A 19,894-nucleotide genomic window follows, 5' to 3' on the forward strand; every position below is an offset into this window, starting at 1 on the left:
CGACCCCCCGCCGGCGGGCCCGACCCGTCGGCACCACGCACCACCCACCCCACATGAAAGGGACGGACATGGCAGTCATCAATGTCGACGGTCTCGCTGCGCGCAGCATCGAGCCCGAGCGAGCGACCGTGCACCTGACGGTGTCGGTCGACGGCAAGGACCGCGCGGAGGTCGTCAGCGACGCCGGCAAGGCGCACGCCTCGGTGGTCTCCGCCGTCGAGACCCTCGTCGGAACCGGTGAGGTCACGACCTGGTCCGCGGACAACCTCCGCATCGACACCACGGTCGACTGGGTCGAGAAGGGCACCGGCAAGAACCGCGAGAGCCTGCCGGTGGAGCGACACCGTGCGCGCAGCTCCGTCCGTGTGAGCTTCCAGGACCTCACCGCCCTCGGAACGTTCGCGGCCGAGGTCGGCGCCGTGCAGCACGTGCGCCTGAACGACATCAGCTGGTCGCTGACGAAGGAGACGCGGCTCGCCGTCATGCGGGAGATCCGCACCGAGGCCGCGATCGACGCGCGCGAGCGGGCCGTCGCCTTCGCCGACGCTCTCGAGCTCGGGCCGGTCACGCTCTCGGAGCTGACCGAGGGCACGTTCCGCTACGAGGGCGGCCGGCGCCGGCAGCGCCCCCGCGGCATGAGCATGGACCTCATGATGTCCCAGCCGTCCGGTGACACCGACGAGCCGGACGACGACCGGTTCGACCTCCGTCCTTCGACAATCACCGTCTCGACCGAGGTCAGCGCGGTCTTCGCCACCGACTGAGGCGCTTCTCCCCCACTGGCGCCGTCGAGCGCCCGGCCGGCTTCGCGCATGCGACCCATCCCTGTGCTCGACGGCGGTCAACGAGCCGCTGCACGCCGCGACCCATGGACGCACGGCACGCCGAGTTCCACAACGCTCTGCTTGCGCAAGTCGCCCCCTCACTGGCACGATCACCTCACGTGCTGACACCTCGTCAGCAACAGATCGCCGATCCTCCGAAGGGGCCCTGCCCATGAGCGTCGCCCTGTCCGAGCTGCTGCGCTCCGCCACCGCCGAGGAGCACACGCACGCCGAGACGCGCACCTTCGTCACCGACCTCATGGGCGGCGCGCTCGGACGCGACGCCTACATCGACCTCGCGCGCCAGCACCACGCGATCTACACCGCCCTCGAGGCGGCCGGCCGGCGGCTCGCAGACCACCCCGTCGCCGGGGAGTTCGTGCGCGACGAGCTGCTCCGCGTCCCCTCGATCGCCGCCGACCTGCACCTCCTCGCGGGTCCCGACTGGGCCGACCTCGACGTCCTCCCCGTGACCCACGAGTACGTGGCCCGCCTCGAGGCGATCGACGACGCCCCCACCTACCTCGCCCACGCCTACACCCGCTACCTCGGCGACCTCTCCGGCGGCCAGGTCATCGCGCGCATGCTCCAGCGCCACTACGGCATGACGCCCGACGAGCTGACCTTCTACACGTTCACCGACATCCCCAAGCCGAAGCCCTACAAGGACGCCTGGCGCGCGGCCATGGACGCGGCCGACCTCACCGAGGCCGAGCGCGAGCGCTGCGCCGCCGAGGCCAAGTACGCCTTCGACCTCAACGCCGCGGTGTTCGTCGCCCTCGGAGAACGACCGCGGGCTCAGACCGTCGCCGAAGCGACCGCCTGAGCCCGGGATCGTCCCGATGCCAGCCGACTACTCGGCCGGCTCGACGAAGATCTCGTCGTAGTTCGGCTCCTCCGAGATCATCCCCTGCTCCACGGCGGCCGCGGCGAACGCCCGCACGCTGTCCTGGTCGAGCCCCGGCACGTAGGTCGCGAGGTTCGCGCCGGCCACGAGCTCGGGGTCGAGGTCGAGCTGCTCGGCGATGACGCGACGCACCTCGTCGGGGTTGTCGGTCGCGTACTGGTTGGCCTGATCCATCGCCCGCTGGAAACCGGCAACCACCTCGGGGTTGGCCTCGGCGAACGCGCCGGAGGTGATGTAGTACCCGAGCTGGGTCTCCGGGAACGACTCGACGAAGTTCGAGCTGAGGTTGACGAAGTCGTGGCTCTCGGAGATCGAGCGGTGCGGCTCGACCGACCAGATCGCGTCGACGTCCCCGCGCTCGAGTGCCGCCGGCATGTCGGAGTAGTTCATCGGCGTGAACTCGAGCGACGCCCCGTCCACGCCCTGCTGCTCGAGGGCGGTGATGATCGTCAGGTCACCGAGGTTGTTGACGGAGTTGACGGCGATGTTCGCGCCCTCGAGGTCCGCCGCGGTCTCGAACCCGCTGTCCGGCAGCACGAAGATCCCCGAGGTGTCCGCCTCCGGGTCCGAGCCCGTGCCGCAGCAGTTGGACACGAACTGGACGTCGAGGCCCTGGTCGATCGCCTGGAGGTCGCTGACCACGTTGGCGTAGCCGATCGGGCTCTCCTGGTTGACCACCGAGGGGACGATGGCCGAGCCGGCCTCCGCGATCTGCACGGTGACGTCGAGGCCCTCCTCCTCGAAGAAGCCCTCCTCCACACCGAGGTGCAGCGGGCCGGCGTCCATCGTCGTGATCTGCATGACCGTCAGCTCGACGAGGCCCTCCTCGTTCTCGGCCACCTCCTCTCCCCCGCCACCACACGCGGCGAGGGTGAGGGCGGAGGCGGCGAACGCTGCGGCGGCGACGAGGCGCCGGGGGGTACTGGTCATCAGGGGTCCTTCGTCTGGATGGGTCGTGCAACAGGTCGTGCGGGTCGAACAGTCAGGTCGTGCAGTCGGGTCGCGCGACGGGCTGGTCGCCCGCCGCGGCGCGGATCAGATCGTGTACTCGGGATCCGGCTGCGGGGCGGTGACGAGCTCGCGGATCTCGGAGAACACGCGCGCCCGCAGCTCGGCGAACCGCGGCAGCGCCTTGGTGCGGATCTGGTCGCGGTCGGCCGGCAGGTCGATGTCGACGATCGTCCCGATGCGGCTCGGCGACTTCGTCATCACCGCCACGCGGTCGGAGAGGTAGACGGACTCGTCCACGTCGTGGGTGACGAAGACGACCGTCATCTCGGACTCGGCCCGCAGCGTGAGGACGAGGTCCTCGAGGTCGGCGCGGGTCTGGGCGTCCACGGACGCGAACGGCTCGTCCATGATGAGCACCTTCGGCCGGTAGGCGAGAGCGCGGGCGATGGCCACGCGCTGCTGCATGCCGCCGGAGAGCTGCCAGGGGTGCTTCCTGCCCACGCCCTCGAGCCCCACCTCGGCCAGTGCCCGCTCCACCCGCTCGGCGCGCTCCGCCTTGCCCACGCCGCGCGCCTTGAGCGGCAGCCCCACGTTGGACGCCACCGTGAACCACGGGAACAGCGAGCGGGAGTAGTCCTGGAGGACCACGGCGAACTCGTCGGGCACGGAGGTGACGGCCCGGCCGTCGAACTCCACGGTCCCCGAGGTGGCGGGCTGGAGGCCGGCGAGGCAGCGCAGGAGCGTCGTCTTGCCGGCGCCGGACGGGCCGACGATCGACAGGAACTCGCCGTCGGCCACGTCGAGCGTGATGTCGGCGAGCGCCTGGAACGCGGTCGGGCCGTCGCCGTAGGTCTTGGTGAGCTTCTCGATGCGGAGCATGTCGGCTTTCTGGGGGTCGGGAGGTGGGGCGGACGGGGACGGGATCGGGTGCCGGGTCGGTGGTGGCCGTTCGTCGTCGTGCGTCAGTCGGCCTGGTCGTAGTGCCAGCGCAGGGAACGACGCTCGAGCGCCGCGAACGCCAGGTTGAGGAGCACCCCGAGCGTGCCGAGGATGACGATCGCGCCCCACACGGCGGCGAGGTTGAACGAGCTCTGGGCGGTCATGAGGATGTGGCCGATCCCCAGGTTCGTCCCCGTCATCTCGCTGGTCACCACGAGGATGAGGCCGAGCGGGATCGCCACGCGGATCCCGGACGCGGCCCGGGGTGCGATCGCGGGCACGACGACGAAGAGCTGCCGGAACGGACCGCGGATGTTGAAGCTGCGGGTCGTGTCGTGCAGCTGGGACGGCAGGGCGCGGCAGGCGTCGACCACGTTGAGCAGGATCGGGAAGAAGCAGCCGAGCGCGATGATGAAGATCTTCATCTCGGTGCCGATGCCGAACAGGACCATGGCGAACGGGACGAGCGCGGTGGCCGGGATGGCGCGGACGAACTCGAACGTGGGCGAGATGGCCCGGTCGACGATCCGCACCTGCCCCACGAGCAGCCCGATCCCGATGCCGGCCACGATGGCGATGCCGAGCCCGGCGAACAGGTTGATGAGCGAGGACACGAGGTGCTCGGTGCCCGGGCCGGTCAGCCAGTAGTCCACGACGCCGGTGAGGACGTCGGGCATCGGCGGGTAGTAGATGTTCGTCGACGAGGCGGAGGTGGCCCACCAGATCGCGAGGGCGAGGACGGCGCCGAGCACCTTGAGCAGGTTGAGGCGGGTCGCGCGGCTCATCGGGTCCCCTTCCGCACGGACGGGTGCCAGGAGATCGCGCGGTCCCCCACCCACCGGATGGCGGCGTTGAGGACGAGCCCCACGATGCCGATGACGACGATGTAGGCGTACATGCGCGCGAGCTCGCCGCCGGAGCGGGCGAGGTTGAGGCCCTGCCCGAGCCCGGGCACGCCGATGAGGATCTCGGTGGTCACCACGATGACGAGCGCCATCGCCGACGCGATCCGCACGCCCGTGATGAGCTGCGGCAGCATCGAGGGCAGGTAGACCCAGGCGATGCGCTGCCGGCCGTTGAGTCCGAACGCGGCCGCGGTCTCCCGCGCGACCGGGTCGACGGAGCGGGCCGAGTCGATCGCCGCGACGAGCATCTGCCAGAACGCGGCGAACGAGGCGAGGAAGACCTCCCCGGTGCGGCCGCCGCCGATGAGGAGGATGACGAGCGGGATGAGCGCGATCGACGGCAGGGGGCGCAGGAACTCCACCAGCGGCGTGGTGAGCGCCCGGAGCGACTCGACGGAGCCGAGGAGGATACCGACCAGCGTGCCGAGCACCGCGGCGATCCCGAGGGACATCGCCCACCCGGTGACGGTGGAGCCGATGTGCCCCCACAGGGTGGCGCCGCCGAGGAGCGTGACGAGCTCGCCCCCGATCTCGGTGGGCGGGGGCAGGTAGTCGGACGGGATCGCCCCGGTCACCGCGAGGACCTGCAGGAGGGCGAGAAGGAGCACGACGACGCCGAGCGGCAGCAGCACGTCGCCCGCTCGGCGGACGCGCAGCCGGCTCCGGACCCGGGCGGGGGCGACGCTCACGAGGCCGCTCCGTCCGCGCGCGGCGACGTGCTCGCTCGCGCACTCGGCGCGAACCGCTCGGCCGCCGGGTCGTCCGGGCTCCCCGCCTGGTCGTCCAGGGCTGCCGCGAGCTCGAGGGCGCGGCGCTCGAGGAGGTGGCGGTCCACCTTGTTCGTGCCGGACAGCGGGAGCTCGTCGACCACGTGGACGCGCCGCGGGTGGGCGAAGGGCTCGAGGTGGTCGAGCGTGTGGCGGCGCAGCTCGTCCTCGCCGGTGGTGGCGCCGTCGGTGAGTACGACGAACGCGACCGGCTTGGCGCCCTTGATCTCGTCGGGCACGGGCACGACGGCGGCGTGCAGCACGGCCGGGTGCGCCTCGAGGACCTGCTCGACGGCGCGCGGGTATACGTTCTCGCCGCCCGAGGAGAACATGTCGTCCTCGCGGCCGGCGAAGAAGTAGTAGCCGTCGTCGTCGACCTCGAAGACGTCCTTCGAGTGGTAGAAGCCGTCCGCGGTCAGCGGGCTGGGGACGTCGGGGCGCTCGTGGTAGCCGCTCATGAGGGCCGGGCAGCGGATCTCGAGGACGCCGCGGCGCGGGTCGACGCTCCCGTCGGCTCCGACGAGCCGCAGCTCGACGTGCGGGGAGGCGAGGCCGACGCTGCCTGTCGGCGTCGGGCGGCCCGGGTCCTCCGTGAAGGCGACCGGGCCGGACTCGGTGGTCCCGTAGCCGAAGCGGACGTGGGCGCGCGGGAAGAGGGTGGCGATGGCGGACAGGAGGTCGTCGCTCGCGGGCGCGGAGCCGACGAACACGAAGGCGACGGAGGTGAGGTCGAGGGAGTCGACGAGGTCGTGCTCGCGCAGGAGGAGGGCGAACATCGGGGGCACGCCGGTCACGCGGGTCACGCGCTCGTCGGCGCTGACCTGGAGGAACGCGCGGGCGTCGAAGGCCTCGAGGAGGACCACGGTAGAGCCGGCGGCGAGGACGCCCTGGACGTTGGCGAGCGCGTTCATGTGGTACAGCGGCGCGGCCACGAGGGCGCGGTCGCCGACCGCTCCCCCGCCGGACCCCATCCCGACGGCGATGACCCACAGGTGGCTGGCGTGCGAGAGGACGACGCCCTTGGGGCGGCCCGTCGAGCCGGAGGTGTAGAGGATCATGCCGGGCTCGGCGGTGTCGACTGTGCGGCGCGGGGCGCGGGCGATGGGCTCGGTGCGACCCGTAGGGGCGGCGCCGTCGAGGACGGAGTCGAGCGGGGCGATCGTCACGCCGGCGGGGACGTCGGTGACGGACGCCGGGTCGTCGGCCAGCAGGAGGTCGGCGCCGGAGTTGTCGAGGACGTAGCGCACGCCGTCGGCGGGCAGGCGGTGGCTGACCGGTACGGGGACGAGGCCGGCGCGCTGGGCGGCGTAGAAGGCCACGAGCCAGGCGCCGGAGTTGAGGCCGAGGATCGCGATGCGCGCGCCGGGGGCGTGGCCGGCGGCGAGGCGGTCGGCCTGGGCCTCGATCGCCCGCTCGAGGTCGGCGTACGTCCACCGCGTGGTGACGCCGGCGCGGACCTCGACGAGGGCCTCGGCCTCCGGGTGGTCGGTCGCGACGGCGGCCCCGAGGTTGTCGTACTGGGCGGTCATGCGGGGGTGTGCTCCTGGTGGGAGGTGTCGGGCCCGGTGGGCTCGGAGGTGGTGCCGGACCGGCCGGCCTCCTGCTGGTCGGCCTGCTGGTGCGCGGCGGCGCGGCGGGCGTCGGCGGCGGCGCGGCCCTGCTCGGCCACGGCCGAGAGGAATGACCCGCGGCCGACGGCGAGGAGGCGCCCGTCGGCGTCGTGGACCTCGGCCTCGGCGTGGCTGACCTGCCGGCCGGGGCGGATCGCGCGGCCGGTCACCCGCAGGAGCCCGGGCTGGGCGGCGCGGAGGTAGTTGACGGAGAGGTCGATGGTGGGCACGCCGGTGCCCAGCGCCCCGACGAGCGCCCAGTCCGCCGCGAGGTCGAGCAGCGTGGCGAGGATGCCGCCGTGGACGTACCCGGCGTCGACGTCCGCGATGAACTCCTCGCGGGCCTCGACCTCGATGACGACGCTGCTGCGCGTCACGTCGACCACGCGCAGACCGAGCCAGCGGTGGTACGGGCTGCGCAGGAGCTCGGCCTCGACCTCGGCGGCCGTGAGGAGGGGCAGCTGCTCGCGGGGGCTCATGCGGTCGCCGGCGTGGTCGCGGCCGCGGGCTCCTGGTTGGCCTGCGTGCCGGCGGCGGACTCCTGGCCGCTCTCGAGCCACGGGTCGACGACGACCTTCCCGACCACCCCGCGGTCCCGCACCTTCGCGAGGCCCTCGGCGGCGCGGTCGAGCGGCAGCACCTCGTCGACGACGGGGGCGAGCTTCCCGGCGGCGACGTCGTCGAGGAGGGCGACGAAGTCCTCCCGGCCGAACCCGTTGGAGCCGATGATCTGGAGCTCGAAGGTCCAGATGTAGCGCAGGTCCTCGACCGGGTCGAAGCCGGCGGTGGCGCCGCAGACGAGGATCCGGCCGCCGAGCGCCGTGCTCTTGAGCGTGGGCTTCCAGGTGTCGCCGCCGGTGAAGTTGACGATGACGTCGAAGCCGGTGTCGGAGGTGAAGCGGTTCGGCTTGCCGAGGTGCTCCTTGGTCCAGGCGTAGAAGTCCTGCTCCTTGTAGTTGATGACGTCGTCGGCGCCGAGCTCGCGCATGCGCTGCGCCTTCTCCTCGGACCCGACGGCGGCCACCACCCAGGCGCCGAGCTGCTTGGCGAGGAGGACGGCGGCGGTGCCGACGCCGCCCGACGCCCCGAGGACGAGCACGCGGTCGCCGGCGCTCACCTTGCCCTTGCCGACGACCATGCGGTGGGCGGTGCCGTAGGCGACGGGCAGGGCGGCGGCCTGCTCGAACGTCACGGCGTCGGGGATCGCGATGAGCTGCTCGGCGGCGACGAGGGCGTACTGGGCGAGGCCGCCGTCGACCATCTCGCCCATGAGCTCGCCGGTCTCGCGCAGCGGGTTGACGAGCACGCGGTCGCCGACGTTCCAGCCGGTCACTCCCTCGCCGAGCTCGGAGACCTCACCCACGACGTCGAGACCCGGCACGATCGGCATCGGCACGGTAATCCCGGGCATGCCCTTGACCGTGAAGATGTCGTGGTAGTTGAGCGAGGTGGCGCGGACCTTGACGACCGCGAAGCCGGGCGTCGCCTGGGGGCGGGGGTGGTTCTCCTCCAGGGTGAGGCCGTCGATCTCGCCGTGCTCGTGCAGGACGACTGCCCGCATGGTCTCCGTCATGGTCCTCTTCTCGTGGGTCGTGCTGGTGGTGGTGCTGGTTCGCGTGGTGCTGGTGGTCAGAACGTGAGCTCGCCGGCCGGGCCGCGGACGGTGAGGCCGAGGGCTCGCGCCGCTCCGCCTGGCGCTGCCGGCTCCCCCGCCGCGACCTCGAGGTCGGTGCCGAGGGCCGCGAGGACGCGTCGGTAGGTCTCCGGCTCCGGGTGGCTCGCGGTGAAGGAGACGAGCTCGAGCCGGGCGGCGGTGCTGGCCGCGGGCGAGGTGGTGCTCCCCCAGTCGATGAGGAACGGCACGATGCCGGTCGGCTCGGAGACGGGCCGCGTGAGTCGCCACTCGAGGAGCTCGCCGGACTCGGTGCGGCGGGAGCCGTCGTACGGGGCGCCGGGGTCGATGCCGACGTCGGCCGCGCGGGTCCGGGCGGCGTCGAGATCGCCGGGGTGGATCGCCCAGGTGGAGACGGAGGTGGTGGTGACGTCGTCGAGCCCGAAGGGTCGCCCCGAGGTGACGTCGGTGTTGGCCTCGTCGACGCCGAGCAGCTCGAGGTAGGTGTCGCCGCCGAAGGAGACGAGGTAGTTGCGCGTGCCGAACCGGGGGTGTGCGCCGCCAGGCTCCGGGGCGACTCCGGTGGTGCGCTCGACGAGCCCGACCGCGGCGGCGAGGTCAGGCGTCGTGACGACGACGTGGTCGAGGTCGCGTGGCGCGCTCAACGAGATCCCTCCGGGGGCGTGTGGGTCGTTCGCACGCCGAGGGGACCTCGGGTGCTCATCGACGCTAACGCCGCCGACGGCCCGGTCCATTCCACGACCGCCGTTGGCTCACACCGTGAGACAGCCGACCTCCCGGGCTTTCCCCTCGTCGTCGAGATTGCGGTTTGTCGTCGTCGAGATTGCGGTTGGGGCCCTAACCGCAATCTCGACGAACGCGACGTGCGGCCCTCACCCGCACGATCGACACCCAATGCAGGGTCAGGAGAAGGCGATGCCGCCGTCGACGACCAGGCTCTGCCCCGTGATGAAGCCCGCCGACTCGGAGGCGAGGAACAGCGCCGCCCCGACGAGGTCCTCGGGAACCTCCGCCCGCTTGATCGCGCGCTGCGCGACGACCTTGGGGAGGTAGGCGGGGTCATTGACGGCGAGGGTCGCCTCGGACTCGACAAGACCGGGGACGACGACGTTGACGGTGATGCCGTCGTCGCCGAGCTCCTTGGCCAGCGAACGGGTGATGGCGTGGACGGCGCCCTTGGAGGCCACGTAGTGGGCGTTGAAGGGGACGCCGTGGACGGTGGTGGAGCCGATGTTGATGATCCGGCCGCGGCCGCTCGCGCGCAGGAGCGGGTGGAGGGCCTTGATGGTCAGCCAGGTGCCGGTGGCGTTGACCCGCAGGACGCGGTCCCACTCCTCCAGCGTGATGTCGTCGAACGACTTCTTCGAGCCGATGCCCATGTAGTAGCTCGCGTTGTTGAGCAGGACGTCGACGTGGCCGAGGTGGTGCTCGCAGTGCGCGGCGAGGTCGGCGACGGAGTCCGGGTCGCCGACGTCAGTCGGGTGGAACGTGACGTCGTGGCCGTCGGCGCGGAGGCGCTCGGCGAGCTCTGGGCCCGGCTCGCGGTGGCCCGCGATGACGACGCGCGCCCCCGCTCGGGCGAACGCCTCGACGAAGGTGGCGCCGATGCCGCGGGCGCCGCCGGTGATGACGGCGGTGGTGCCGGGAGTGACCGTCGGGCTCGGGAAGGATGCGGTGTCGCGGGTCTGCGCGGACTCGTGCGCCGGGGGTGGGGTCTGGGAGGTCACCGGAGCGAGGGTACGTGAGGCCTTGGCGCGTGCCCGGCCTCTGCCGTTGCACGCGATTTCGTCGTACGGTTCGTCCTATGAGAACTCTGACGATCCGCACTGACTCGGAGGTTGAACGAGCGCTCGAGGCGCTCACCCGCGACGGAGCCTCCCGATCCGACGCTGCGCGCTCAGCGATCCTGGCCGCGGAGCGGGCCGACCGGCGAGCCCGGCTCCGTGCGGAGGCCGAGTCTCTGCGCAACGATCCCGACGACGTGGCCGAGTCGCGCGCGCTCGCCGCCGACATGGACGCGCTCCGTGCGTGGTGACATCTACCGGCTCAGGGCGCCGAAGGACTCACGCGGTCATGAGCAGGGCGGCGCACGGCTCGCCGTCGTCGTGCAGTCCGACGACCTCCCGCTGTCGACGTGGCTGGTCGCACCCACATCGACGGGCCGACGACCGGCCTCGTTCCGCCCGGAGGTCAGGGTTCTCGGCTCCACGACCCGAGTGATGCTGGAGCAGATGACCGTCGTCGACCCGGAGGTACGGCTCGGCGAATTCGTCGGAAGGCTCGACACAGCCGAGCTGCACGCCGTCGACGAGGCGCTGCTCCTGGTGCTCGGCCTGGACTGAATGCCGCGATGCCGGCCCTACGACCGCGCCCGCCCTGGTCACTCAGTCAACGTTCCACACCTCACCCACGCCCGACCGCCTTACTCGCTCCGCGCCCGTAGCACCGTCGCCGCGACACCCAGCACGGCGGCGATCCCGAGCCCGATCGCGAACAACGTCAGGAAGTCTCCCCGGTCCGCGAAGACCGCTCCGAGCGCCGTTCCGGCCGCGCTCCCGAGGAACAGCGACGAGGCGAAGAGGCTGACGGTCGTCGCCCGCGCGTCCGGGGCGACCTCGGTGGCCCACTTCTGCAACGTGGAGTGCATGAACGCCCACGCGCCCGCGATGAGGACGCACGCGACGAGCACACCTCCCGTGCCAGGGTCGAGGACGAGCCCGACGAACGCGCCGACGCCGCAGGTCCCCCCGACAGCGACGAGCCGCGCCTGCGACAGCCTGCCGGAGACCGCCTTGACGATCCGCGTAGCCACGATGACGGCGAGCCCGTAGGCCGCGGTGACGATCCCGGACAGGGTGGCGCTCATCCCCTGGCTCTGCAGCACCGTCGGCAGGAAGTTGAGGACGCCGAGCAGCACGACCCCTTCGACGAACGCGAGGGCGAAGACGACGAGCGCCCACCGGTTGCCGATCACCCGCACCAGCGCCGACCCGATCGAGAGTCGCTCGCCCTGCACAGGAACCTCCGGCAGACGTGCCATGAGCACGACGACGACGAGCACCACCACCGCCGGTATCCCGAATGCCAGCCGCCAGCTCGCGAGATCGGCCAGGGCGGCACCCCCGAGCGTGGCCGCGGCCATCCCGACGGCCGTCATCATCATGATGTCCGTCAGCGGGCCGTGGCGTCGGGCCACAGGGACGGTGTCCCCCACGTAGATCAGAGCGCCAGGGACGATGGCCGCGTAGGCACCACCGGCCACGAGCCTCGTCACCGTCAACGTGATCACGCCCGGCGCGAGAGCCGTGGCGATACCCGCCGCCGCGGCGATGAGCAGCGCGAGGCGCATGGTGCGCACGCGCCCGAGCCGATCGGAGACCATGCCCCACACGATCTGCATGAGCCCGTAGCCCACGAGGTACACAGACGCGATGACCCCGGCATCCGTCAACGAGATGCCGAGGTCATCGGCGATCGCCAGCAGCAGCGGCGCGATCACGAGCCGGTCGAACGAGCTGCAGAAGACGGCGAGGTGCAGGAGCCGCAACGACGGCTCCCTGGTCATGGCACTCACCTTGCCAGGTCGGATCTCGACAGGTCCGTCAGGACCGAGCACGACGACGACGGAGCACGCGTCCAGGCCGACGCCTCGCCTCCCGCGGGTCGCCGCATGCCGGAGGACGACACCGTGGAGTGCTCGGGGCCGACCGGACGCATCCTGCTGGGCGGGCCCTGCGGCCGGAGCCGTGTCCAGCCGCAGGCACTCGCGCTAGAGCACCCGGAGGAAGACCGGGGTGCCCGCGACCCAGCGGTTCGGGCCCTCGCGGGTGCCCATGCCGGGGTTCCAGGCGCCGATGTTCTGGCCGTTGCCCGTGTAGATCGCCACGTGGCCGGGCCACCAGATGAGGTCGCCCGGACGCGCCTGGCTCGCCGGCACCTGCTCGAAGTGGGCGAACGCGCCCCACGCCGTGGTGCGCGGCAGGGTGACGCCGAACTGCCCGTAGACGTACCCGGCGAAGCCGATGCAGTCCCAGCCACCCGGCGTGGTCCCGCCCCAGACGTACGGCGACCCGGTGTACTGGCGTGCCACCGAGACGACGGCGTCGCCGCGCCACGCTGGAGCGGCCGCCGGGGGCGGGGTGGGCTCGGGCGCAGGAGCGGGGGCCGGCGGAGCAGGTGCAGGAGCCGGCACGGGCGCCGGGGCCGGCGCGGGAGCAGGCTCAGGTGCCGGCGCAGGCCGCGGGGCGGGAGCGGGCTCCGGCTCAGGGGCGGGAGCTGGTGCAGGGCGCGGGGCGGGCTCCGGCTCGGGCTCGGGCTCGGGCTCGGGCTCGGGCTCGGGCTCGGGCTCGGGCTCGGGTGCAGGCTCCGGCGCGGGAACCGGCTCCGCCGCAGGCTCTGCCGCGGGAGTCGGCTCAGGCTCGGGCTCCGGAGCGGGTTCCGGCTCCGGGGTCGGCTCAGGCTCAGGCTCGGGGGTCGGCTCGGGCTCCGGCGTCGGCTCGGGCTCCGGCGTCGGCTCGGGAGTCGGCTCAGGCTCGACCACCGGCTCGGGCTCAGGTGCAGGCTCAACCACCGGCTCGGGCTCCGGCGCAGGCTCGGGAGTCGGCTCAGGCTCCACGACCGGCTCGGGCTCCGCCACCTGCACGGGCTCGGGCTCGACGACCGGCTCCGGCTCCGGCTCTGCGAGCGGGCCCCGGTCGATCGCAAACGTGCTGCGTCCGTCGGCGCGGATCCCGACGACGATCGGGTCGCCCGCCTGCCCGTAGTGGAAGACGTGGTCGGCGGCACCGTGGTCGCGGGCGTTACGCACGTACATGGCGTTGCCGCGGCGGACGGTCACGGAGACGGAGCCGTCGCCGTCCCAGTCGCCGACGAACAGGGCGTCGCCCTGGGCACCCGGCTCCATCGTCGTCGTGCGCGTCTCGTCGGCACCGGACAGCGGAGCGGCCGGCTCGTTCGAGGGCCAGGCGGCCATCGCGCGGGTCGGCGTGAGCGGCCGCGTGGACTCGGGGCCGAAGGTGAAGGCACTCGTCGTCGTCGATCCGAAGGTGAAGGCGCTCGACGCCGCGATCGGCCCGTGCATGGCGATCCGCGCGAACTGCTCCCCCTGGGGCGTCGTTCCCACGTTGCCGTCCGTGCCGTACGCGGCCGAGCTGGCCACGCACGCGATCGCCAGGCCCATGCCCGCACCTGCGGGCAGCCATCTCGTCAGACGCACAGTTCTCTCCTCGTTCGCGCTCAGGCCCCCCAGCCCCGTCCCACCTGCGTCGCTGCACGCGAGTTGTGGTGGCTGTCCCCGGCACGATGGCCGTGTTACTCGTGAGACTAGAGATAAAAAGAGTGCATTAGAGTGACTCGAGTGAAATGAGACGTACATCTCATCGAGACACGGTCGCCACCGAACCGTGACTCGGTCACGACGGTGCTACCAACACGGCCGCCGTTCGTCGTCGTGGGCCGTTCATCGCCTCGTCACCGGCGATTGAGCCGGTGTTCGACCTGGTCAGACATGGTGCGTGCGATCACGCCAGATCACGGCTGATCACACATCCATCCCAGGGGGACCACCATGCGCACGACCACTCGTCGGATCTCGACCGCCGTCGCCACCGCCGCCCTCGCGGCAGCCGTCACGGCTCCCGCCTTCGCGGCCCAGACCGACTCGCTCGAGTCGATCGCCCACCGCGGCGACAAGGAGCACCACCCGGACAACAGCGTCGCGGGCATCCGGAGCGCCGTGGACAAGGGCGCCGACCTCGTCGAGATCGACGTCATCTACAACCCGGACGGCGACACGTTCTTCCTCAACCACGACAACAGGTGCAGCGGCCCCGGCGGCTCGGCCACCATCGACCGGGACGCCTACGAGGTCGTGACCGAGCGGTGCGCGCTACCCGAGCTCGACGACGTCCTGGCCACGTACGGGAGCGAGGGCTACCTGTCGTTCGTCGTCGAGTACAAGTCGACGTCGCGGACCACCACGGAGTCGGCCGACGACCTCGTCGAGACGATCGAGGCGGCCGGCGCGATCGACGACATGTGGGTCTCGTCCCTCGACGACGACCTCCTCGCCGCCGTCCGGGACACCGGCACCGACATCTCGCTCATGCGGGTGCGTGGCTACAGCGGGCCGATCAACGTGGGCGACGCCTGGCTGCGCGAGACCGCCGAGCTCGGCTACGACGCCGCGAACGTCAACATCGGCGCCTGGACCCGCGCGAAGGCCGACCTCGCCGAGTCCCTCGGGCTGGAGACGGTCGGCTGGGCGTGGCCGACCGCGAGCGAGGGCGACAACACCACCGCGATCGAGTACGACCTCGACATGTTCATGACCGACCGGCTCGACGACCTGCACGCCCAGCTCGGCCGCTGAGCGATCGCGGGCTGGCCGGCCCGCCGAGCTCATCCGCACGAACCACCCATCCCCGACACCGCCCTGACTAGCACCAACGGGTGAACGGCCGCGTCGTCGGCCGTTCACCCGCGGGGCGGTCGACGGCCATCGGCCGGTCACTCGCGTTCCGCACGATGTCGGTCGGCGTCACGCCGGTCCCCCAGGCGCCGGTCCCGAGCCGCCGGTCCCTCCGACCGCCTTTCCCCTCCCCTGTGTTCTCCCCACCACCTCGTCAAGGAGCTTCATCTTGCGAACCACCCTGCGTGTCAGCGCCGTTGCGGGCGCCCTCCTCCTCACCGCCGCGTGCGGAGGTGGCGGGTCCGACGACGGGTCGGGCGGCGACGGCGGGTCCTCGGACGACATCGTCATCAGCTACAACACCCCCGCCGAGTGGGCGAACTGGGGCGGCGTGCTCGAGGCGTTCACCGAGGAGACCGGCATCGAGGCGCCGAACGACCCGAAGAACTCGGGCCAGACGCTTGCCGCGCTCGAGGCCGAGGCCGCCGCGCCGGCCGCCGACGTCGCCTACTACGGCATCGTCTTCGGCTACCAGGCCTCCGACGCCGGCCTCGTGACGAGCTACGAGCCCGAGGGGTTCGACGAGATCCCCGAGAACCTCCGCGACGAGGACGGCGAGTGGTTCACCGTCCACCAGGGCGCCGTGGCGTTCATCGTCAACACCGACGAGCTCGGCGACGTGCCCGTGCCGCAGAGCTGGGAGGACCTGACCGACCCGCAGTACGAGGGCATGGTCGGCTACCTCGACCCGACCCAGGCGGCCGTCGGCTACTCGGTCCTCACGGCGGCCAACCTCGCCCTCGGCGGCACGCTCGACGACCCGACCCCGGGCCTCGAGTGGGCGTCCGCGATGGCGGACAACGGAGTCGTCAACCCGGCCCAGACGGCCACGGCCTCCGTGCAGCAGGGCGAGATCCCCATCCTCATCGACGCCGACTTCAACGGCCACCAGCTCGCGGCGGCCGGCGACCCGATCGAGGTCGTCTACCCCGAGGAGGGCTCGCTCGCGATCCCCTACGTCATGAGCCTCGTGGCCGAGGCCCCGCACGAGTCCGCCGGCCAGGCCCTGCTCGACTACTCCCTCAGCGACGAGGCCCAGGCACTGTTCGCTGAGAGCTACCTGCGCCCGGTGCGCGACGTCGAGATCCCCGAGGAGATCGCCGAGGTCTTCCCCGAGAACTACGACGAGCTCGTGACGATCCCGGACTTCGAGGAGATGCAGACCGTCCAGGAGGACGTCCTCGCGCAGTTCGAGTCCGAGGTTCAGTGATCTCTCGGTCCATCGACGGGAGCCGCCGCAGCCCGGCGGCGGCCCTCGTCGCACCGATCGTCCTCGTCCTGCTCGTCCTCCTCGTCTGGCCGATGATCCTGCTCGTCGTGCGCAGCACGGGGGCGGAGGCGGGCGGCTGGAGCCTCGACCGGTACGGCGAGGTGCTGACGAGCAGCCGCTACCTCGAGTCGCTCCTGTTCACCGCCGGGATCGCCGTGGCCTCCACCGTGCTGGCCCTGGTCATCTGCGTGCCGGCGGCCCTGTACCTCGAGCGCGACCGCTCCCGCGCGGGCCGGCTCCTCGCGACGGCGATGACCATCCCCCTCAGCTTGCCCGGGATCGTCATCGGCTTCTTCGTCATCCTGCTCGTGGGCAACACCGGCGTGATCCCCAAGCTCTTCGAGGCGGCGACCGGGGAGCGGGCGCTCCAGATCGCCTACACGTGGGTGGGACTGCTCATCGCCTACCTCTACTTCCAGATCCCGCGCGTGGTGCTCGTGGTGCGCGGCGCGGCCGGGGCCGTCCGTCCGGAGACGATCGAGGCCGCCCGCTCGCTCGGGGCGTCCACCGCGACCATCTACCTCCGCGTCATCCTGCCCGCGCTCCGGCCGGCGATGGCGAGCTCGGCCGCGCTGGCCCTCGCGACCGGGTTCGGCGCGTTCGGCACGGCCGCCACCCTGAGCCGCGACCTCAACGTGCTGCCCGTCGAGATCGCCTCGGCGTTCACGGACGGCTTCCAGCCCGAGCTCGCGGCCACCCTGTCCGTGCTCCTCGCGCTCCTGACCACGGTGATCCTCGTCGGCGTCGGGAACCTCGGGGACGTCAAGGTGAGGAGGAGCGCGCCATGAGCGAGGCGACCACCCCTGCCGGGGTCACGACGACGAACGGCGCACCCGGGCTCTCCGCGGCACCGGACGCTCAGGGAACCCCGGACACCCCCGGGCCGACGACGACGAGCCGGCGCGCGCGGTCCGCCACCCCGCTCCGGCACGACGGCGTCACCCGGGTCGGCCAGGTCCTCGCGATCGTCGCCGCCCTGGTCACCACGCTGCCGATCCCCCTCGTCCTGCTCGTCGCGCTGAGCCGCAGCTGGCGCGAGGGTCCGCTCGGGGGCCTCACCCTCGAGTGGATCGTCGAGGCGTGGGACGACATGGCCGGCAACATCGGCGTGAGCGTGAGCGTGGCGCTGCTCGTGCTCGTCATCGACATGGCCATCGGCCTGCCGGCGGCCTGGGCCATCGCCCGCTACCGGTTCCCGGGCCGGTCGCTGCTCCGGGCCGTGACCAACGTGCCGATCGCCGTGCCGGGCATCGCGCTCGGCCTCGGCCTCATCCTCGCCTACCCGCTGCTGCGCCCCTCGGGAGTGCTGATGATCGGCGGGCACGTGCTCTACACACTGCCGTTCCTCCTCAGCGCGCTCACCCCCGCGATGGCCAGCCCCGCCCTGCGCCTGCAGGAGTCGGTCGCCGAGTCGCTCGGCGCCGGCCCCGTCCGCCGCTTCCTCACGGTGACCCTGCCCGCGTCCCGGGGCGCGCTGCTGGCGGCCACCCTGCTCGTCCTCACCCTGTCCTTCGGAGAGTTCAACGTGTCGTTCTTCCTGTTCACGCCGCTGCAGCAGCCGGTCCCGGTCGTGCTGTACGACGGCTACCTCACCGGCCGCCTCGAGGCCGCCGCCGCCGCGACGGTCCTCTTCCTCGTGCTCGTGGTCCCCGCGGCCCTCGCGCTCGAGCGGCTCGGCGGCGCGAAGATGGGCCAGGCATGAGCGTGACGACGACACCCACGACACCCGGCACGACGTCGACACCCACCGCCCAGGACGCCGCCGCCCTCACCTGCCGCGGCCTCGGCTTCCGCTACCACGGAGCCGAGGGCAACGCCCTGACGAACCTCGACCTCGACGCCGCGCCCGGATCGATCACCGCGCTCGTCGGCCCCTCGGGCTGCGGGAAGACGACGCTCCTCAAGCTCGTCGGCGGGCTCCTGCGTCCCACCGCGGGCACGATCCACGTCGACGACGTCGACACCACCACCGTGCCGCTGGCCAAGCGCCGGGTGGGGTGGGTGCCGCAGCAGTACGCCCTCTTCGACCACCTCGACGTCACAGGCAACGTGACGTTCGGCCTGAAGGCCCAGGGCGTTCCGGCCCAGAAGCGGGCCGAGCGAGTGACGGAGATGCTCGAGCTGTGCCAGATCGCGGACCTCGCCCACCGGCCGGTCACCGAGCTCTCGGGCGGTCAGCGCCAGCGCGTGGCCATCGCCCGCGCGCTCGCGCCCTCGCCCCGGCTGCTCCTCCTCGACGAGCCGCTCGCCGCCCTCGACCCCCAGCTGCGGGTCCTGCTCCGCTCCGAGCTCGCCGCGCTCGTGCGGGCCTCCGGCGTGACCACGCTGCTGGTGACCCACGACCAGGACGAGGCGTTCGCGCTCGGCGACCAGCTCGTGCTGCTGCGCGCGGGGAACCTCGTGCAGTCCGGGGAGCCCGCCGAGCTCTGGGACCGGCCGGCGACCTCGTGGGCGGCGGAGTTCCTCGGCCACGCCGTGGTCGTCCCCGCCACACGGGACGGCGAGCACCACGCGCGTCTCGCCGGCGGCCTCCGCCTCCCGGCGGGAACATCCCCCGACGACGACACCACCAACAGCCTGGAGGACACAGACATGCACGTCGCACTGCGCTGGACCGACCTGACCGCGTATCCCACCGACGCAGAAACCGCCGCGCTCACGAACGGGGCCGCCACCGGCACCGTCGTGACGTCCGAGTTCGCCGGCGACCGGTACCGCCTCACGGTGGCCCTGACCGACGGCCCCACCGTCCCGGCACACAGCGTCTACGCCAGCGAGGTCGACTCGGCCGTCGCCGTGCGGCCCAGCGGCTCGCGCGCGGTCCCGGTGGTGACCCGATGAGCGCGACCCTCACCGTCCTCGGCGCCTCAGCGACCGCGCCGTCCAGCCTCGGCGCCGCCGTCGGCTACCTCCTCCACCACGAGGGCGGGGCCACGCTCGTCGACTGCGGGCCCGGCGTCGTCGCGGAGCTCGCCACGCGCGGCCACCTCGGCGAGCTGAGCTCGATCGTCATCTCCCACGAGCACGCCGACCACTGCGCGGACCTCACGGCCCTCGCCTACCGGCGCGGCTTCCCCGAGCGGCTGCCCGCTGTGCCGATGTGGGCGCCGACGGGCTTCGGGAAGAAGCTCGTCGGGCTCGACGGCGTCTACGGGATCCCCTCGCTGCCGGCACTCGCGGCGCCCCTGAGCGACGGGTTCGACCTCACCGAGATCGAGCCGGGCGCCACCGTGACGGTGGACGGCACGACGCTGACCACGATCCCGGCCTTCCACCCGGTACCGACGCTGGCCATGCGGTTCGACGACCTCGGCCTCGCCTACACCGCCGACACGGGGCTGACGGACGAGCTCGTCGAGCAGTGCCGGAACGTGCCCGTCCTGCTGGCGGAGGCGACGTACCGGCACAGCGCCGGGATCGACGTGTCCAACCACGGCCACCTCACGGGCCGGACGGTTGGCGAGCTCGCCGCGGCCGCCAACGCCGGGCGGCTCGTCATCACGCACCTGGCCGACCCGGCGGACGGCGAGGAGATCCTCGCCGAGGCGCGCGCCGTCTACGACGGCCCGGTCGAGCTCGCGGCCCCCGGCCTCGTGATGCAGCTGGGCTGACCGGCCGG

General features: G+C 72.3%; 21 protein-coding genes. 10 read left to right on the plus strand and 11 right to left on the minus strand.

From position 1 onward, the window contains the following. The first annotated feature begins 68 nt into the window (after positions 1 to 68). Both AC24FB_RS01415 and AC24FB_RS01420 read left to right on the plus strand, forming a co-directional pair. Positions 69 to 764 carry an SIMPL domain-containing protein gene (locus AC24FB_RS01415; RefSeq protein ID WP_425713164.1) on the plus strand — a complete coding sequence of 232 codons (696 nt, stop codon included), beginning with the start codon at positions 69 to 71 and terminating at the stop codon, positions 762 to 764. A gap of 232 nt (positions 765 to 996) precedes the next feature. Continuing rightward, positions 997 to 1,650, plus strand: coding sequence for a biliverdin-producing heme oxygenase (locus tag AC24FB_RS01420; RefSeq protein ID WP_425713163.1), 654 nt, complete (start codon positions 997 to 999; stop codon positions 1,648 to 1,650). 27 nt (positions 1,651 to 1,677) lie between these two features. On the opposite strand, the gene AC24FB_RS01425 is transcribed toward AC24FB_RS01420, so the two are convergent. The 9 genes from AC24FB_RS01425 to AC24FB_RS01465 all read right to left on the minus strand — a co-directional run bounded on the left by AC24FB_RS01425 (position 1,678) and on the right by AC24FB_RS01465 (position 10,263). Next, on the minus strand, positions 1,678 to 2,661 hold the full coding sequence (locus tag AC24FB_RS01425; RefSeq protein WP_425713162.1) for an ABC transporter substrate-binding protein: 984 nt from the start codon (positions 2,659 to 2,661) through the stop codon (positions 1,678 to 1,680). Positions 2,662 to 2,766: 105 nt separating this feature from the next. Then, entirely contained in the window at positions 2,767 to 3,561 is a 795-nt protein-coding gene (locus tag AC24FB_RS01430) for an ABC transporter ATP-binding protein (RefSeq protein ID WP_425713161.1), read from the minus strand. A gap of 83 nt (positions 3,562 to 3,644) precedes the next feature. After that, entirely contained in the window at positions 3,645 to 4,406 is a 762-nt protein-coding gene (locus AC24FB_RS01435; RefSeq protein ID WP_425713160.1) for an ABC transporter permease, read from the minus strand. Further along, positions 4,403 to 5,215: an ABC transporter permease gene (locus AC24FB_RS01440; protein ID WP_425713159.1), complete on the minus strand. Its 813-nt coding sequence runs from the start codon at positions 5,213 to 5,215 to the stop codon at positions 4,403 to 4,405. The genes AC24FB_RS01435 and AC24FB_RS01440 overlap by 4 nt, the downstream gene beginning before the upstream one ends. Then, positions 5,212 to 6,822 carry a class I adenylate-forming enzyme family protein gene (locus AC24FB_RS01445; protein WP_425713158.1) on the minus strand — a complete coding sequence of 537 codons (1,611 nt, stop codon included), beginning with the start codon at positions 6,820 to 6,822 and terminating at the stop codon, positions 5,212 to 5,214. Before AC24FB_RS01445 ends, AC24FB_RS01440 begins: the two co-directional genes overlap by 4 nt. Next, complete coding sequence (locus AC24FB_RS01450; RefSeq protein WP_425713157.1) at positions 6,819 to 7,382, minus strand: PaaI family thioesterase; 564 nt, start codon at positions 7,380 to 7,382, stop codon at positions 6,819 to 6,821. Before AC24FB_RS01450 ends, AC24FB_RS01445 begins: the two co-directional genes overlap by 4 nt. Beyond that, on the minus strand, positions 7,379 to 8,476 hold the full coding sequence (locus AC24FB_RS01455; RefSeq protein ID WP_425713156.1) for a zinc-binding dehydrogenase: 1,098 nt from the start codon (positions 8,474 to 8,476) through the stop codon (positions 7,379 to 7,381). The genes AC24FB_RS01450 and AC24FB_RS01455 overlap by 4 nt, the downstream gene beginning before the upstream one ends. Before the next feature lie 56 nt (positions 8,477 to 8,532). Beyond that, positions 8,533 to 9,180, minus strand: coding sequence for a VOC family protein (locus tag AC24FB_RS01460; protein ID WP_425713155.1), 648 nt, complete (start codon positions 9,178 to 9,180; stop codon positions 8,533 to 8,535). Positions 9,181 to 9,438: 258 nt separating this feature from the next. Beyond that, complete coding sequence (locus AC24FB_RS01465; RefSeq protein ID WP_425713154.1) at positions 9,439 to 10,263, minus strand: SDR family NAD(P)-dependent oxidoreductase; 825 nt, start codon at positions 10,261 to 10,263, stop codon at positions 9,439 to 9,441. A gap of 77 nt (positions 10,264 to 10,340) precedes the next feature. On the opposite strand from AC24FB_RS01465, the gene AC24FB_RS01470 reads away from it, so the two are divergent. Together AC24FB_RS01470 and AC24FB_RS01475 are read left to right on the plus strand one after the other, a co-directional pair. Then, entirely contained in the window at positions 10,341 to 10,571 is a 231-nt protein-coding gene (locus AC24FB_RS01470) for a hypothetical protein (protein ID WP_425713195.1), read from the plus strand. Continuing rightward, positions 10,561 to 10,878, plus strand: a complete 318-nt coding sequence (locus AC24FB_RS01475) for a type II toxin-antitoxin system PemK/MazF family toxin (RefSeq protein ID WP_463654120.1) — start codon at positions 10,561 to 10,563, stop codon at positions 10,876 to 10,878. The genes AC24FB_RS01470 and AC24FB_RS01475 overlap by 11 nt, the downstream gene beginning before the upstream one ends. 80 nt (positions 10,879 to 10,958) lie before the next feature. Here the strand turns inward: AC24FB_RS01475 and AC24FB_RS01480 are convergent, their stop codons facing one another. Both AC24FB_RS01480 and AC24FB_RS01485 read right to left on the minus strand, forming a co-directional pair. After that, positions 10,959 to 12,101, minus strand: a complete 1,143-nt coding sequence (locus AC24FB_RS01480; RefSeq protein ID WP_425713152.1) for an MFS transporter — start codon at positions 12,099 to 12,101, stop codon at positions 10,959 to 10,961. Between the two features lie 204 nt (positions 12,102 to 12,305). Further along, a complete protein-coding gene (locus tag AC24FB_RS01485) occupies positions 12,306 to 13,751 on the minus strand; it encodes a C40 family peptidase (protein ID WP_425713151.1) in 1,446 nt (481 codons plus the stop codon). A 351-nt stretch (positions 13,752 to 14,102) separates the two neighbouring features. Between AC24FB_RS01485 and AC24FB_RS01490 the strand changes: the two genes are divergently transcribed. From AC24FB_RS01490 to AC24FB_RS01515, 6 genes are all read left to right on the plus strand, one after another. Further along, positions 14,103 to 14,906 (plus strand): glycerophosphodiester phosphodiesterase, encoded by an 804-nt coding sequence (locus AC24FB_RS01490; protein ID WP_425713150.1) that lies wholly within the window; start codon positions 14,103 to 14,105, stop codon positions 14,904 to 14,906. A 268-nt stretch (positions 14,907 to 15,174) separates the two neighbouring features. Next, positions 15,175 to 16,215, plus strand: coding sequence for an extracellular solute-binding protein (locus AC24FB_RS01495; RefSeq protein WP_425713149.1), 1,041 nt, complete (start codon positions 15,175 to 15,177; stop codon positions 16,213 to 16,215). Beyond that, positions 16,212 to 17,063, plus strand: a complete 852-nt coding sequence (locus tag AC24FB_RS01500) for an ABC transporter permease (RefSeq protein WP_425713148.1) — start codon at positions 16,212 to 16,214, stop codon at positions 17,061 to 17,063. The genes AC24FB_RS01495 and AC24FB_RS01500 overlap by 4 nt, the downstream gene beginning before the upstream one ends. After that, a complete protein-coding gene (locus AC24FB_RS01505) occupies positions 17,060 to 17,977 on the plus strand; it encodes an ABC transporter permease (RefSeq protein ID WP_425713147.1) in 918 nt (305 codons plus the stop codon). Before AC24FB_RS01500 ends, AC24FB_RS01505 begins: the two co-directional genes overlap by 4 nt. Then, the gene (locus tag AC24FB_RS01510; protein ID WP_425713146.1) at positions 17,974 to 19,116 is read left to right on the plus strand and encodes an ABC transporter ATP-binding protein; all 1,143 of its coding nucleotides are present in this window, start codon (positions 17,974 to 17,976) and stop codon (positions 19,114 to 19,116) included. Before AC24FB_RS01505 ends, AC24FB_RS01510 begins: the two co-directional genes overlap by 4 nt. Next, positions 19,113 to 19,886 (plus strand): MBL fold metallo-hydrolase, encoded by a 774-nt coding sequence (locus tag AC24FB_RS01515; protein WP_425713145.1) that lies wholly within the window; start codon positions 19,113 to 19,115, stop codon positions 19,884 to 19,886. The genes AC24FB_RS01510 and AC24FB_RS01515 overlap by 4 nt, the downstream gene beginning before the upstream one ends. Positions 19,887 to 19,894: the final 8 nt, after the last annotated feature.

It is taken from the genome of Georgenia sp. Z1344, assembly GCF_057652375.1.